The following is a 15,342-nucleotide window of genomic DNA, read 5'->3' on the forward strand; positions in this document are numbered from 1 at the left end:
GATGATGGGGGTCGGAGACGACGAGCCGGCGCGGCGCGTGAGCAGGAAGTGACCGATCGATGAGCGTGGACCTCGGACTCACCGACGACCAGGAGTCGATCCGGGAGCTGTTCGACGGCTTCTTCACGAAAGAGGCGCCGCCGTCGGTGGCGCGGGCGGCCGAACCGCTGGGGTTCGATCCCGACCTGTGGTCGGCGGTCGTGGCCCTGGGTGCGGCCGGGATGGGTGTGGGCGCCGACGCGGGCGGTGGCGGTGCGGCCCTCGCCGACCTCGTCGTCGTCGCCGAGTGCGTGGGCCGGGCCATCGCGCCGGTTCCGCTCGTCGAGCACATGGTCGCCGCCCGGGCCTGGCCGGCCGACGACCTCGTCGCCGGCGAGGTGGTCGCCACCATCGCGTTGCACCCTGCCGACGGCGAAGGCCGTTGGACGTTGGTTCCCGCCGGAGCGGTGGCCGACGTCGTGATCGGGGTCGAGGGCGACGAGCTCGTCGCCGTGCGGCAGTCCCCACCCGGTACCGGGCCGCGCAACCACGCCTCGGCACCGCTCGCCGACCGCTCCGCCCGAGATGGCGATCGCACCGTGCTGGGCCCCGCGTCGGGCTTCGCCGTGGTCCTCGACGAGTGGCGCATCCTGACTGCCGCCGCACTCGTGGGCCTGGCCGAGCAGGCCATGCGCATGGGGGTGCAGTACGTGATGGAGCGCGAGCAGTTCGGCGTCCCCGTCGGATCCTTCCAGGCCGTCCAGCACGGCTTGGCCGATCTGCCCGTCCTCGTCGACGGGGGCCGCATGCTCGCCCACAAGGCGGCCTGGGCTGCGGGCCTCGGTCCCGAGCGCGGTGTCGTCGACTTCGACGACAACGACTACAGCGACCGTGCCACGCTCGCCTCCATGGCGTTCGTGTTCGCGGGCGACGCCGCAGCGGTGGCCACCGACAGGAGCCTGCACTACCACGGCGGGTACGGCTTCGCGGAGGAGTACGACATCCAGCTCTACTACCGCCGGGCTCGGGGCTGGCGCCTCGTCGCCGGTTCCCCTGCCGCCGAGTGCCTCCATCTCGCCGACCAGCTCTTCGGAGCCGTCGACTCCGGGTCGTGACCCGATCATGAACCGACTCACTGGCTTGACCACCACCCTCCTGGAGCACTGATGGACTTCTCCCTGCCACCCGAGGTCGAGGACTACCGCCGCACGATCCGCAAGATCGTCGCCGAGTCGTTCACGGCGGCAGACGTCGATCGGATGCACGCCACGGGCACCTTCGACGCACCGCGGCTCAACCTCGCGCTGGCCGAGCGGGGATTCCTGGAACGGGCCGTACCCGGTCTCGGCAAGGGTGACCCGATCGAGTTGTGGGTGTTGTTCAACGAGCTCGAGAAGGCCAGCGCACCGATCGACGGACTCGCAGTGGCGCTCATGATCGCCGGCGTCGTGAACGCCGTCGGCACCGACGAGCAGAAGGCCCGCATCATCCCGTCGATCGTCTCCGGCGAGGCCCTGGTGTGCATGGGCTACAGCGAGCCCGACCACGGCTCCGACGTGGCCGGCATCACCACCAGGGCCGTCCGTGACGGTGACGAGTGGGTGATCAACGGCGCCAAGATGTGGACGACCATGGCCCACGAGGCCACCTGGCTGATCCTGCTCACCCGCACCGACACCGAGTTGCCCAAGCACAAGGGCCTGACCATGTTCATCCTGCCGATGGACACGCCCGGGATCACCGTCGAGGCCGTGCACACCATGGCCACCGAGCGCACCAACGCCACCTGGTACGACGACGTGCGGGTGGGCGACGACGCGGTGCTTGGCGAGGTGAACGGCGGGTGGCGCACCATGACCGTCGCTCTCGCCTTCGAGCGGGGGGTGATGGGTGGCACCAACGCCGCAGTGCCGCTGCTGCGTCACTTCCGGCACTGGGCCGCCGAGGTGGGCCTCGACCGCGATCCGGCCGTGCGCGAGCAGATGGCGCGCAGCGCCATCGACATGCAGGTCGCCACCCTGCTCACGCAGCGCTCTGCGTGGATCGCCGCCACCGGCGGCATGCCCGGTCTCGAGGGTTCCATGACCAAGGTCTTCGCCAGCGAGGCCTACCAACGGGCGAGCAAGGCGTTCCAGGAGATCGCCGGGCCGGCCGGGCTCCTGCAGTTCCACGAGCCAGGCGCGGCGGCGCACGGGTTCATCGAGTACGACGCCCGCCACGCCCCGGTCACGACGATCTACGGCGGCACCACCGAGATCAACCGCAACAACATCGCGGAGCGCCACCTCGGTTTGCCGAAGGCGCGCCGGTAGGAACCCGCGGCCCGACTGGGCGACCCCTCTGTAACAGCGCTACGGTGACCGGTGTCACGACGGCGCCGATGGGGTCGCCGCACGGTCTGCGAGAGGTGCCCACCATGTCCGACGCCGACGAGCGCTACGTCGTCATCTCCGCCGACGGCCACTGCGGGGCCTTCATGGAGGGCTACAAGCCCTACCTCGAGTCGAGGTGGCACGACGAGTTCGACGCGTGGGCGGCCGACTACGAGGTGACCTACGAGGACCTGCTCGGCCCCGACGGCGAGCGCAACTGGAACAGCGACCGCCGCGCTTCCGAGCTCGAGGCCGACGGCCAGGTGGCCGAGGTGCTCTTCCCGAACACCATCCCGCCGTTCTTCCCGAAGGGCTCGCTCACCGCGCAGCCCCCCGCCGTCACCGCCGAGGACAACACCCGCCGCTGGGCGGGCCTGCAGGCCCACAACCGCTGGCTGGCCGACTTCTGCGCCGACAAGCCCGGCCGGCGCGCCGGGGTCGTACAGATCACCCTCCACGACATCGAGGCCTCCGTCGCCGAGATTCGCTGGGCCCGCGAGGTGGGGCTCCACGGGGGCGTGCTCCTGCCGGGCACACCCCCCGGTCTCGGGCTGCCCCAGCTCTACGACCCCTACTACGAGCCGCTCTGGCAGGTGTGCGAGGAGCTCGGGATGCCGGTCAACCACCACACCGGCAGCGCCGCCCCGCCGATGGGCCCGACACCGCAGGACGCGGTGGTGTTCCTGCTCGAGGTGTCCTGGTGGGCCCACCGGGCCCTCACCCACCTGCTCGTCGGCGGCGTCTTCGAGCGCCACCCGGACATGCAGCTCGTCTTCACCGAGCAGGGCTCGGCGTGGGTGCCCGAGGAGCTCCTGCGCCTCGACTACTTCTGGGGGCGGATGGGCGCCGCCGGCGGCTCCCAGGAGCAGGTCTGGGGTCGCGAGGTCGTCGGGTCGATGTCGCTGAAGCCCAGTGAGTACTGGGCCCGCCAGTGCCACCTCGGGGCCAGCTTCATCCGTCCCCAGGAGGTCGGCCTGCGCCACTCCGTCGGTGTCGACCGCATCATGTGGGGCAGCGACTACCCGCACAAGGAAGCCAGCTACCCGTTCTCGCTCGAGGCCATCCGGGGCTCGTTCGCCGGCGTGCCCCACGACGAGGTCGCGATGATGCTCGGCGGCAACGCGGCAGCCCTGTACGGCTTCGACCTCGAGGCGCTCCGTCCGCTCGCCCAGCAGGTGGGGCCGCGCGTCGCCGACGTCGATCGTCCGCTGGTGCCCGGCGAGGTGCCGATCGAGGCCGACAAGTGCCCGGCCTTCATCGGGTACGACTTCGCCACCGCCGCCGAGTAGTCACGCCGCAGTCCCCGGCGGCGATCGGCGCCGCCGGCGCACACGTCCGCCGCCACGGGTGGCGCAGGAAGGGGAGGACATCGATGGGACGGATCCGCTACGGGGCCAAGCGACCCGAGGAGATGCGCAACCGCGAGCTCGAGGCCACCACCACGCCCACGTGGGCCACGGTGCTCACCGCGGTGTTCGAGACCGACGCCGAGGCCGTCGCCCAGGTGCTCCCGCCACCGCTGGTGCCCGCCGACGAGGCGCTGGCCAAGGTCACCCTGGCCACGGTCGACATGGGTCGGGGCATCCCGCCGTTCGGGGCGGGCACGTTCGCGGTGTCGGCCCGTCACGAGGACCAGGTCGGGTACTACCCGCTGGTCATGCCCATGGCCACCGAGCAGGCCGTCGTGGGCGGTCGTGAGACCTACGGGGAGCCGAAGAAGCTGGGTTCGATCACCCTCGAACGCCACGGCGACGCCGTGAAGGGCGTGTTCGCCCGCATGGGTGTCGAGTTCGTCGAGGTGAGCGGCACCGTCGGCCCCGACGAGCCCCTGCCGCCCGACGACCACCGGGTGGACTTCTACTTCAAGTTCCTGCTCGACCCGTCAGGCAAGGGCTTCGACGCGCCGCCTTCGCTCGTGTACTGCTACCGCGACGAGCAGACGCGGGCGCTCAACAAGGTCGACGGCACCGTGACCCTGCGCGAGTCGAAGTTCGACCCCGTCGCCGACTTCCCGGTCGGACGGATCGTGTCGATCGAGCTCGGCGAGCGGGCGACGGTCCAGCGCGGCGAGATCGTCGGCACCGTCGACGGCGACGCCCTCATGCCCTTTGTCCACCAGCGCTACGACGACCTCTCCGTCACCGGCGGCGAGTAAGGCCAGGAGGCCCCCATGTCGACCAGCCCCACCACCCCCGCACCGAGCAGCACCCAGGCCTTCGCCGACGACGATCCCTACCTGATCATCGCCGCCGACTCCCACGCCGGACTGCCCACCGAGGAGTACCGGGAGTACCTCGAATCGAGGTACCACCCGCAGTTCGACCAGTTCCTCGCCGAGCGCCACGAACAGGTCGAGGCGGCCACCAGGATGGGCGTGCGCAACGACGACTACGCCAAGAAGTGGTTCGAGGACCACGACGAGGAGCTCGCCGGCGGGTGGGACGCCATCAAGCGCGACCAGGCCCTCGACAACGACGGGGTGTCCGCCGAGGTCGTGTACCCCGACGCCGACGCGGTGGAGAGCCGCACCTGCGTGCCCTTCGGCGCCGGCCTGGGCCTCTCCGGCGACCTCGACCCCGAGCTGGGCATGGCCGGGGCCAAGGCCCACAACCGCTGGCTCGCCGAGCTGTGCTCGCACAGCCCCGAGCGCCGCAAGGGCGTGGCCCTCGTCCCGATCACCGTCGAGGTCGACAAGGTGCTCGCCGAGATCCGTTGGGCCAAGGAGCACGGCCTCGGCGCAGTGATGATCCCGGCCATGTGGGTGAACCAGACGCCCTACCACGACACGAAGTACGACCCGGTGTGGGCGCTGTGCGAGGAGCTCCAGATGCCGATCGTCACCCACTCGGGGTCGGCGTCGCGCGACGAGTACGGCGACCACCTCGGCATCTACGTCACCGAGGTCACGTGGTGGCCGGCGCGCCCGTTGTGGTTCATGTTGTGGTCGGGGGCCTTCCACCGCTTCCCGGGCCTGCGCTTCGGGGTGACCGAGGGCGGGTGCTGGTGGCTCCCCGGGCTGCTGTGGTCCTGGGACCGTCTCCTGCTCGGCTCGCGCGGAGCCTCCAAGCTCAGCCAGAGCCCGTTCAAGGCGGCCCTGGGCGATCTGCTCCCCAGCGAGATGGTCGACCGGAACTGCTTCACCGGGCTGGCCAACGTGAAGCGCCGCGAGCTCGGTCAGCGCTACGAGATCGGCATCGACAACATGTTGTGGGGCACGGACTTCCCGCACCCCGAGGGCACCTGGCCGAACACGAACGAGTGGCTGAAGAAGACCTTCTTCGACATCCCGATCGACGAGTCCCGTCGCATGCTCGGCATGGCCGCCGCCGACACGTTCGGCTTCGATCTCGCCGCACTGCGGCCCATCGCCGACAAGGTCGGGCCCACCCCGACCGACCTCGGGCAGCTGGGCGAGGGTCGGACCGCCGCCGACCTCACGGAGAGGTGGGCACCGGTGAAGGAGGTCGGCCGCCACTGGCTGACCGGTCACGACTTCCCGCTGCTGCCCGGGATGCAGAGCTGACGGGGTGAGCGCCGCCCGTCGCCGACCCGGTCCGCCGCCGACGACCGGGACGGCTCCCGCGCGCGCCGACGCGTCGTCGGCGTCGCGGCCGCCGGTCACCCGCGACGCCGTGGTGCACACGGCCATGGGGCTCGTCGAGGACCATGGCATCGACGCGCTCACCATGCGTCGGTTGAGCGACGAGCTGGGCGTGGCCGTCACCGCCATCTACTGGCACGTCGGCAACCGCGACGCCCTCCTCGACGCCCTGGTGGACCGCCTGGTGGTCGACATGGGCACGTTGCGGCCGAGCGGCGCCACGGCCCGGGAGCGGATCACCTCCCTGGCCGAGAGCCTGCGCGCCCGCCTCCGCGATCGACCGCACCTCATCGGCCTGGCCCACGACCGGGGGCGCACCCCGGCGATGTTCCTGCCCGTCGAGCAGGTGATGGCCGCCGAGCTGGCCACGGTCGGTGTGCGCGGCAAGGACGCCGCGCTGGCGCTGCGGGCCATCTCCACCCACGTCGTGGGCTCGGTCCTGTTGGAGCGGGCCGCCGACCGCAGCCCGGCGGCCGTGAACGCCGGGGACCTCTGGCCGCCCGACGCCGACGACCCCGAGCTGGTCGAGGCCCTCGCCGCGCCCACCGACTTCGATCGGCTGTTCGCGGTGGCGCTCAACGCCCTCGTCGACGCCCTCGTCCCGCGGGAGCCGACCGCGGACTGAGGGCGCAGAGCGACGACCGGGGCCGGCCGGGGGTTGACTAACGTCACACGCCATGGCCGACGAGAACGCACCAATGGAGATCGACACCCCGTGGCGCCGTGACGCCGAGGAGGTGGGGGTCAGCCTGGAGAAGTGGGCGCAGTCCGAGATCGCCCCCGACGCCACCTTGGTGTCGGTGTCGGCCCCCGACAACGGGATGTCGAGCGAGAGCGTGCTCTTCGACATCGCCCACGGTGGCACCGTCGACCGGCTCGTGGCCCGCCTCGCCCCCCTGCCGTCGCTGGTGCCGGTCTTCCAGCACTACGACATCGAGCTCCAGGCCAAGGCGATGCGCCTCGTCGGCGAACGCACCGACGTGCCCGTCCCCGAGGTCCCGTACCTGGTGCTCGACGAGAGCGTCCTCGAGTCCCAGTTCCTCGTCATGCGCCGCGTGGAGGGCCGGGCGCCCTCCGACGTGCCGCCCTATCCCTTCGGCGGGTGGGTGTTCGACATGACCGATGACGAGCGCGCCGTGATGCAGCGCAACGCCGTCAGCGTGCTCGTGCGACTCCACGACCTGCGCCCGGACAACGCCGACCTCTCGTTCCTCGAGCGTCCCGACGAGGGCGACAGCCACCTCGACCAGCACCTCGGCCACGAACGCAACTACTACGAGTGGGCCCGCGACGGGGTGACCTACCCGCTCATCGAGGCGACCTTCGACTGGCTCGATGCCCACCGCCCGACGCTCGAGAACCCGAGCGTCCTCAACTGGGGCGACGCCCGCATCGGCAACATGCTGTGGGACGGCACCGAGCCCACCGCGGTGCTCGACTGGGAGATGGCCTCGGTCGGTCCGGCCGAGGTCGACCTCGCCTGGATGATCTTCCTGCACAAGTTCTTCCAGGACATGGCGGAGACCTACGGCTTCCCGGGCCTGCCCGACTTCATGCGCCGCGAGGACATGGCCGCCCTCTACACCAAGCTCAGCGGTCGACCGGTCGAGGCGCTGGAGTGGTTCGAGGTCTTCGCCGCCCTGCGCTTCGCCATCGTCTCGGTGCGCACCGGCACCCGTGGGGTGGTCTACGGCCAGTCCGAGGCCCCGGCCGACCCCGACGACCACATCATGTTCCGCAAGCTCCTCCAGCAGATGGTCGACGGCACCTACTGGGACTGACATCCGTGTCAGCCACGCTCTCGGCGCGGCCCCGTGACGAGGCCGTGGCGGGGTGTTCTCGCAGGTCACAGCCGTGACGTGTCATCCGTCACATCACGGGGGCGACCGCTGCTAGGTTCGCCGGCGATGAGCAGACTCGATGACCTTCGGCGGGTGGAGGAGGCGATCACCCGGATCGGGCGCATCAGCACGGGGCGGGAGGCGGCGAGGATCCGGGCCGAGCGGGCCGGGCTGTCGCTCTCCCGACCGGCCATCTCCATCCTCTCGGCGCTGCGCAAGTCCGGCCCGGTCCGCCTGTCGTCGCTCGCCCGTCTCACCGACCTCGAGGCGCCGCTCATCAGCCGCGAGATCCGTGAACTCGTCGAGAGCGGCTACGTCGACCGGGCCGCCGACCCCACCGACGGACGCGCCGGCATCGTGGCCCTCACCTCCCGCGGCACCGAGGCCTACGAGTCCTACCGTGACGCGACGGACCAGATCATCGCCGAGACGTTCTCCGACTGGGGTGGGAGCGACCTGCGGGCCCTGAGGGTGCAGCTCGAGCGACTCGCCGCCGACTTCGCGCGGCCGCCCCGCGTCAACGGTCGACGTCCGGCCCGGGCGAGCTGAGCGTCTCGACGCCACGCACGCGGGCCCGGCGACGCACTCGGGCGACGCCGGCGGATCGCGCTGTAGGTTCGCCGGCATGACCGACGTCACCGACCCCTCGATGCTCTACCGCCCCGTGTTCGGCGCCGACCTGATGGTCCACGCCCTCGCCAAGAACCCCGACGCCCCGGCCGTGGTGATCGGCGAGCGCACCATGACCGCCGCCGAGATGGCGGCCTCGGTCAGCTGCTACGCCCAGGCGCTGCAGGCCAAGGGCCTGGGCATCGGGTCCCAGGCGTCGATGCTGTCGCTCAACCGCCCCGAGGTGCTCTTCACCATGGGCGCCAACCAGATGAACGCCACCCGGAGCACGCCCCTGCACCCCATGGGCTCGGTCGAGGACCAGGCCTACGTGCTCACCGACTGCGGCGCCGAGGCGCTGATCTTCGACCCGGACACCTTCACCGACCGGGCCCGCGAGCTCGCCGGGCTCGTCCCCGGCATCCGCCACTTCCTCGCCCTCGGCCCTACCGAGTTCGGTGAGGACCTCACCGCCCTGGCCGCGGCCTGCGAACCGAAGCCCCTCGTCGCCCCCGTCGTCGACCCCGAGGACCTCGCCGGCATCGCCTACTCCGGTGGCACCACCGGCAAGCCGAAGGGGATCATGAGCACGTTCCGCAGCGGTGCGGCCATGACGACCATCCAGATGGCCGAGTGGGAGTGGCCCACCGAGACCCGCTTCCTCATCTGCACCCCGCTCTCCCACGCCGGCGCGGCGTTCTTCACCCCCACCCTGCTGCGGGGCGGCTCGCTCACCGTGCTGCCCGGCTTCGACCCCGAGACCTTCATGCGGACCGTCGAGGAGCAGCGCATCACCGCCACGATGCTCGTCCCGACGATGCTCTACGTCCTGCTCGACCATCCCCGGTTCGACGACTACGACCTGTCGAGCCTGGAGACCGTCTTCTACGGCGCGGCGGCCATGTCGCCCACCCGCTTGAAGGAGGCCGTCGAGCGCATGGGACGGATCTTCTTCCAGTTCTACGGTCAGGCCGAGTGCCCGATGACGATCACCGTGCTGCGCAAGGAGGACCACGATCCCGAGGACCTCGGCCGCCTCGCCAGCTGCGGCCGGCCCGTGCCGTGGGTCCACGTCGCCCTGCTCGACGACGAGGGCAACGAGGTGCCCCCCGGTGAGCCCGGCGAGATCTGCGTGCGCGGGCCGCTCGTGATGAAGGGGTACCTCGGGAAGCCCGAGCAGACCGCCGAGGCCTTCGCCCACGGGTGGCTGCACACCGGCGACGTGGCCCGCGCCGACGACGAAGGCTTCCTGTACATCGTCGACCGCAAGAAGGACATGATCGTCACCGGCGGGTTCAACGTGTACCCCCGCGAGGTCGAGGACGTCATCTCCACGCACCCTGCGGTGTCCGCCGTCGCCGTCATCGGGGTGCCCGACGACAAGTGGGGGGAGGCGGTCAAGGCCGTGGTCGTGGTGCGTCCCGGCGCCGACCTCGACCCGGCCGAGCTCATGGAGCTCGTCAAGGAGCACAAGGGCGCCGTCCAGGCACCGAAGTCGGTCGACGTCGTCGACGCCATCCCGCTGAGCGCCCTCGGCAAGCCCGACAAGAAGGTGCTGCGGGCGCGCTACTGGGGAGAATCGGGACGCATGGTGAACTGATCCGGGCCCGCCACCGGTGGGCGTCGCCTGCGCCGCCGACGCTGAACCCGGTGAACTTGTTGGGTTTCCGGGCCGGCCGGTAGGGTCCCTGCGCTGTGACCGTCGCCACCGGTGCATCGGTCCTGACCGCGAGTTGAGCAAGGGGCATCGGGGTGCAGCAGTTCCTGCAGTTCACCATCCTGGGTCTGGTCATCGGCAGCGTGTACGGCATCGCCGCCTCCGGCCTGGTGGTCACCTACACGACCTCGGGCATCTTCAACTTCGCGCACGGCGCCATCGCCATGCTCGGAGCATTCACCTACTGGCAACTGCGGTTCGGCTGGGGGTGGTCGGCGCCGCTGGCGCTGCTCGTCGTGCTCGGCGTGTTCGCCCCGCTCATGGGCGCCGTCCTCTACCAGGTGATCATGAAGAACCTCCGGGGCACCTCGGAGGTCACCAAGATCATCGTGCCCGTGGGCGTGATGCTCGGTCTGCTGGCCCTGGCCACCTGGATCTGGAACCCCACGCCCCGGGTGCCCCGCCTGTTCCCCAAGTTCTTCGGGCCCGACGCCCAGGTCTCGCTGTTCGGGGTCAACGTGACCTGGCACGAGATCATCGCCCTCGTCGTGGCCGTCGCCATCGCCGTCAGCATCCGGTTCCTGTTCCAGAAGACCCGCTCGGGCGTGGCCATGCGCGCCGTCGTCGACGACCCCGACCTGTTGCAGCTCAACGGGGGCCGACCCGAGCGCCTCGCCACCATCTCGTGGGCCGGCGGAGCCTTCCTCGCGGCGCTCGCCGGCATCCTCATCACCCCGATCCAGGGCACCGCCATGAGTGCCAACGCCCTCACCCTCCTGGTCATCGACGCGTTCGCGGCCGCCATGTTCGGTCGGCTGCGCAGCCTGCCGCGCACCTTCGTGGGCGGCATCGTGCTCGGCCTGATCGGCAGCTACGTGATCGCCTACTTCCCGGCCGCCGAGTGGACCTGGACCGGCTCGTTCCGCACCGCCATCCCGATGATCCTGTTGTTCATCGTCCTCCTGTTGCTGCCCCAGGACCGCCTCCGGGGAGCCACGGTGCTGCGCACCCGTGAGCGGTTCCGCATGCCGACGATGCGCACCGCCTGGATCGGCGCCCTCGTCCTCGTCGTCGTGGTGTTCGCGCTGCGGGTCGTGATGGAGGCCACGGCCATCAACACGCTCGCCTTCGGCGTGACCTTCGCCCTCGTGGCGCTCTCGCTGGTGCTGCTCACCGGGTACGCCGGTGAGATCAACCTCGCGGCGCTCTCCTTCGGTGCCATCGGCACGATCATCGTGTACCACTTCGGGGTCTCCGGCTCGGGGCCCTCGGCGCGCACCACGCTGCTCGGCTTCGTCCTGGCGGGCGTCGTGTGCGCGGTGGTCGGTGCGCTCGTCGCCCTCCCGGCGCTGCGCCTCCGCGGCCTCTACCTGGCCTTGGCCACCATGGCCTTCGGGGTGTTCGTCAGCCGCATGGTCCTCACCGAGATCGGCGAGCGGGAGCTGTTCGGCGTGCGCTTCTCGATCTTCGAGGGCGGCTCGCTGACCATCCCCCGACCCGAGATCGGCCCCCTCGACTTCACCGACAACGGCGACTTCCTGATGCTCGTCACGGTGCTGTTCGCCCTCCTCGGGGTGGCCCTCGTGGCCCTGCGCCACAGCGGCTACGGGCGGCGGCTGTCGGCCATGAAGGACAGCCCCGCGGCGTGCGCCACCCTCGGGATGAGCGTGGTGCGCCTGAAGCTGTCGGTCTTCATGATGTCGGCCGCGATCGCCGGCATCGGCGGGGCGCTCATGTCGAGCCAGCTCGGATCGGTGAACCTCGACCGCTTCGACATCTTCCTCAGCCTGGCGCTGCTGTTGCTCACCGTCGTCGGCGGCATCGGCTACGTGGCCGCGGCCCTCTTCAGCGGCATCCTGAACGGCGCGGCCTTCCTCGCCATGCAGAACACGCTGACCAAGTTGGGCAACGACTACGTGACCCTCGAGCCCATCTTCGGGTTCTTCGTGAGCGTGGTGACGGTGCTCCCCGCCACGATCGGCGTCACCATGGGCAAGAACCCGAGCGGGGCGATCAGCGACATCGTCGAGGGCCTCGACCAGATCAAACGGGCCAAGCCCGTCGTCGTCACGGTGATCGCCCTCCAGGTGCTCATCTGGGTCGGCACCTGGCAGGACCTCTACAACGGGTGGTGGTTCACCATCCTGACCGCGTTGAACCTGCTGGTCGTGCCGCGGGTGGTCGGCCTCGGGATGGCGGCGCGGGCGCGACGCACCCACGACCTGCCGGCGCCCGTCGCCCCCGAGCTCGTGGGCATCGACCGGCCCTTCACCGACGCCGACCTGGCCGAGATGGACCTGGTGCTCGGACTCGACGGGGTGCCCCTCGCACGGGAGGATCGTGCCCATGCCCCTGCTTGAGACCGTCGGCGTCAAGGTCCGCTTCGGCGGCAACGTGGCGCTCGACGACGTGTCCCTGGCCGTCGAGCCGGCGGCGGTGACCGGGCTGATCGGCCCCAACGGCGCCGGCAAGACGACCCTGTTCAACGTGATCACCGGTCTCCAGCCGCTCTCGGAGGGCAAGGTCGTGCTGAACGGCACCGACGTCACGAAGCTCGCTCCCCACAAGCGGGCCCGCCAGGGCCTCGCCCGCACGTTCCAGCGCCTCGAGCTCTTCACGTCGCTGTCGGTGCGCGACAACGTCCTGGTGGCCGGGGAGATCCGCAACCGCTGGGGCCGGGGCGCCAAGCGCCTCGATGCGACCGCCGAGGCGTCGCGGATCATCGAGCTCGTCGGGTTGGCCGATGTCGCCGATCGCGAGGTCGGCGAGATCCCCACCGGCAAGGCCCGGGTCGTCGAGCTGGCCCGGGCGCTCATGCTGCACCCCACGCTGCTCCTGCTCGACGAGCCGGCCTCGGGCCAGACCGAGGAGGAGACCGAGGCGTTCGGCGCCCTGCTGCTCCAGCTCGCCCGGGAGGACGGCCTCGGCATCTGCCTCGTCGAGCACGACATGGCGCTCGTCATGGACGTCTGCGAGACCATCCACGTGCTCGAGTTCGGTCGGATGATCGCCAGCGGCACCGCCGACGAGGTACGCAACGACCCGGCCGTCATCGACGCCTACCTGGGTGCCCCGGAGTCGATCGCATGACCGGGCCCGAACCGCTCACCGGCGAGCACGTGGTCGGGCTGCCGACCGGCGCACCCGAGCAGACCGTGCCCATCCTGGAGCTCGTCGGCGTCAAGGCGGCCTACGGTGCGATCGAAGTCCTTCACGGCGTCGACCTCGCGGTTCCCGAAGGGTCGGTCGTGGCCCTGCTCGGCCCGAACGGCGCCGGCAAGTCCACCATCTTGAAGGTCTGCTCCGGCCAGCTCGGCGTCACCGCCGGGGAGGTTCGACTGGCCGGCCGGGTCGTCAACGGGGCCGAACCCGACGAGTTGGCCCGGCTCGGCATGTGCACGGTGCCGGAGGGCCGGGGCGTGTTCCCCAACCTCACGGTGCGCGAGAACCTGTGGATGAACACCTTCGCCGGCGTGTCGCTGGCCGACGTCGAGGCGGCCGCCTACGAGCGGTTCCCCCGCCTCGGCGAACGGCGCAAGCAGCTCGCCGGCACGATGTCGGGCGGCGAGCAGCAGATGCTCGCCATGGCCCGCGCCCTCGGCACCAACCCGGCCATGCTCCTCCTCGACGAGTTGTCGATGGGGCTCGCGCCGCTGGTGGTCGCCGACCTCTACGAGATCGTGGCTCAGGTCTCGGAGGAAGGAGTCTCGATCCTGGTGTCCGAGCAGTTCGCTCGCACCGTGCTGGGCATCGCCCAGGTCGCCGCGATCGTCCTCCACGGCCGGGTGACCCGCGTGGGCGCCCCCGATGAGCTCGCAGATGAACTGTCCGCCGCCTACCTGGGCTCGTGAGGTCTCAACCAATGGCAACCACCACCCCTTCGTCCGCCGACCCCGCCAGCGACGCCAACCGCGTCGAGCAGTTCAAGAGCGAGGTGGCCGAGATGAAGCTCAAGACCGGCAACGCCACCCGTGAGCGGGTGTACGCCGCCATCGGTCTGCTCCTGATGATCGTGGGCGTCGCCGGGGCGTTCTCGGCCTATGTGTCGGCCACCAACCTGATCAACGCCCTCGACGTCCAGGAGACCCAGGTGCTGGCGGTGGCGTTCGCCTCGCTCACCCTGCTCGGTCTCGGTCTCTTCCTGCGCTACGCCATCGCCAACTTCCTGCGGATGTGGCTGCTGCGCCAGCTCTACGAGGGCCAGGCCAACACCCAGCGCATGATCGACGCCGTCCGAGAGGGTCGCTGACCATGGGCACCGTCGCGGTCACCGGATCGGGTTCGGGCATCGGTGCGGCCACCGCCGCCCGCCTCACCGCCGACGGCCACCGTGTCATCGGCGTCGACCTCCGCGGGGCGGCCCTCGAGGCCGACCTGGGGACCCCCGATGGGCGTGCCGCGGCCGTCGCTGCGGTCGGCGAGGCCTGTGACGGCGTGCTCGACGGACTGATCACCTGCGCCGGCGTCGCCGGGTTCCCCGGCCGGCCGGCGCGGTTGCTGGCGGCGGTCAACTACTTCGGCACCGTGGAGGTCATGGAGGGGCTCCGGCCGCTGCTGGCCGCCGGTACGAACCCGTCGGCGGTGGCCATCAGCTCCAACTCCACCACGACCGCGCCGGGCTACGACCTCGCCCTCGTCGAGGCCCTGCTGGCGGGCGACGAGCCGACGGCCCTCGAGGTCGCCGATCGGAGCGACTCGATCATCGCCTACGCCGCCACCAAGCTCGCCGTGGCCCGGTGGGTGCGCCGCTCGGCCGTCTCGGCCGACTGGGCGGGGGCCGGCATCCGCCTCAACGCCATCGCGCCCGGCATGATCGCCACCCCCATGATCGATGAGGGCCGTTCCGACGAGTTCCTCAACACCCAGCTCGACACCTTCGAGCAGACCATCGCCCTCGGGCGCCCCGGACGGCCCGAGGAGATCGCCGCGTTGCTGTCCTTCCTGGTCGGACCCGAGTCGAGCTTCTTCTGCGGGTCCATCGTGTTCTGCGACGGCGGGACCGACGCCGCGCTGCGCACGAACGACTGGCCGGCCCGCTGGGAGATCGGCTGATCGAGCTGCCCGGGACCGTGGGGGTGGTGACCACGGCGCTCCGCCGAGAGCGAGGGCGTCGACCGCGCCGGCGGTGACGGTCTCGAACCGGTGGTGGCACGAGGGGTGAAGCCCTTCGGGGGCGGACCGGCACAGCTCACATGCGGTTGCGGTCATGGCTGCCGTGACCGAGCGACGCCACCAGCTCGTGCGCCGCCCAGCGGGCCATCAGGCCCTCCAACAGGTCGAGGA

At 70.8% G+C, this 15,342-nt stretch carries 14 protein-coding genes; all 14 read left to right on the forward strand.

Annotated features, from left to right (window positions below):
• Positions 1-59: 59 nt before the first annotated feature.
• The 14 genes from MUE36_03980 to MUE36_04045 all read left to right on the forward strand — a co-directional run bounded on the left by MUE36_03980 (position 60) and on the right by MUE36_04045 (position 15,111).
• On the forward strand, positions 60-1,094 hold the full coding sequence (locus tag MUE36_03980) for an acyl-CoA dehydrogenase family protein (GenBank protein MCU0310086.1): 1,035 nt from the start codon (positions 60-62) through the stop codon (positions 1,092-1,094).
• A 51-nt stretch (positions 1,095-1,145) separates the two neighbouring features.
• Positions 1,146-2,291 (forward strand): acyl-CoA dehydrogenase family protein, encoded by a 1,146-nt coding sequence (locus MUE36_03985; GenBank protein ID MCU0310087.1) that lies wholly within the window; start codon positions 1,146-1,148, stop codon positions 2,289-2,291.
• Positions 2,292-2,395: 104 nt separating this feature from the next.
• Positions 2,396-3,640, forward strand: a complete 1,245-nt coding sequence (locus MUE36_03990) for an amidohydrolase (GenBank protein ID MCU0310088.1) — start codon at positions 2,396-2,398, stop codon at positions 3,638-3,640.
• 83 nt (positions 3,641-3,723) lie between these two features.
• The gene (locus tag MUE36_03995; protein MCU0310089.1) at positions 3,724-4,506 is read left to right on the forward strand and encodes an acetoacetate decarboxylase family protein; all 783 of its coding nucleotides are present in this window, start codon (positions 3,724-3,726) and stop codon (positions 4,504-4,506) included.
• A 15-nt stretch (positions 4,507-4,521) separates the two neighbouring features.
• Complete coding sequence (locus MUE36_04000) at positions 4,522-5,874, forward strand: amidohydrolase (GenBank protein MCU0310090.1); 1,353 nt, start codon at positions 4,522-4,524, stop codon at positions 5,872-5,874.
• A gap of 4 nt (positions 5,875-5,878) precedes the next feature.
• A complete protein-coding gene (locus tag MUE36_04005; GenBank protein ID MCU0310091.1) occupies positions 5,879-6,577 on the forward strand; it encodes a TetR family transcriptional regulator in 699 nt (232 codons plus the stop codon).
• 52 nt (positions 6,578-6,629) lie between these two features.
• Positions 6,630-7,733: a phosphotransferase family protein gene (locus tag MUE36_04010; protein MCU0310092.1), complete on the forward strand. Its 1,104-nt coding sequence runs from the start codon at positions 6,630-6,632 to the stop codon at positions 7,731-7,733.
• 126 nt (positions 7,734-7,859) lie between these two features.
• Positions 7,860-8,342, forward strand: a complete 483-nt coding sequence (locus MUE36_04015; GenBank protein ID MCU0310093.1) for a MarR family transcriptional regulator — start codon at positions 7,860-7,862, stop codon at positions 8,340-8,342.
• A 76-nt stretch (positions 8,343-8,418) separates the two neighbouring features.
• Entirely contained in the window at positions 8,419-10,002 is a 1,584-nt protein-coding gene (locus MUE36_04020) for an AMP-binding protein (protein MCU0310094.1), read from the forward strand.
• A 152-nt stretch (positions 10,003-10,154) separates the two neighbouring features.
• Entirely contained in the window at positions 10,155-12,419 is a 2,265-nt protein-coding gene (locus MUE36_04025; protein ID MCU0310095.1) for an ABC transporter permease, read from the forward strand.
• Positions 12,406-13,149 (forward strand): ABC transporter ATP-binding protein, encoded by a 744-nt coding sequence (locus tag MUE36_04030; protein ID MCU0310096.1) that lies wholly within the window; start codon positions 12,406-12,408, stop codon positions 13,147-13,149. The genes MUE36_04025 and MUE36_04030 overlap by 14 nt, the downstream gene beginning before the upstream one ends.
• Positions 13,146-13,910, forward strand: coding sequence for an ABC transporter ATP-binding protein (locus MUE36_04035; protein ID MCU0310097.1), 765 nt, complete (start codon positions 13,146-13,148; stop codon positions 13,908-13,910). The genes MUE36_04030 and MUE36_04035 overlap by 4 nt, the downstream gene beginning before the upstream one ends.
• An 11-nt stretch (positions 13,911-13,921) precedes the next feature.
• Positions 13,922-14,308, forward strand: a complete 387-nt coding sequence (locus tag MUE36_04040) for a hypothetical protein (GenBank protein MCU0310098.1) — start codon at positions 13,922-13,924, stop codon at positions 14,306-14,308.
• Between the two features lie 2 nt (positions 14,309-14,310).
• Complete coding sequence (locus MUE36_04045; GenBank protein MCU0310099.1) at positions 14,311-15,111, forward strand: SDR family oxidoreductase; 801 nt, start codon at positions 14,311-14,313, stop codon at positions 15,109-15,111.
• Positions 15,112-15,342 lie beyond the last annotated feature (231 nt).

The sequence above is a fragment of the Acidimicrobiales bacterium genome (genome assembly GCA_025455885.1).
Taxonomy (GTDB): domain Bacteria; phylum Actinomycetota; class Acidimicrobiia; order Acidimicrobiales; family Acidimicrobilacustridaceae; genus Rhabdothermincola_A.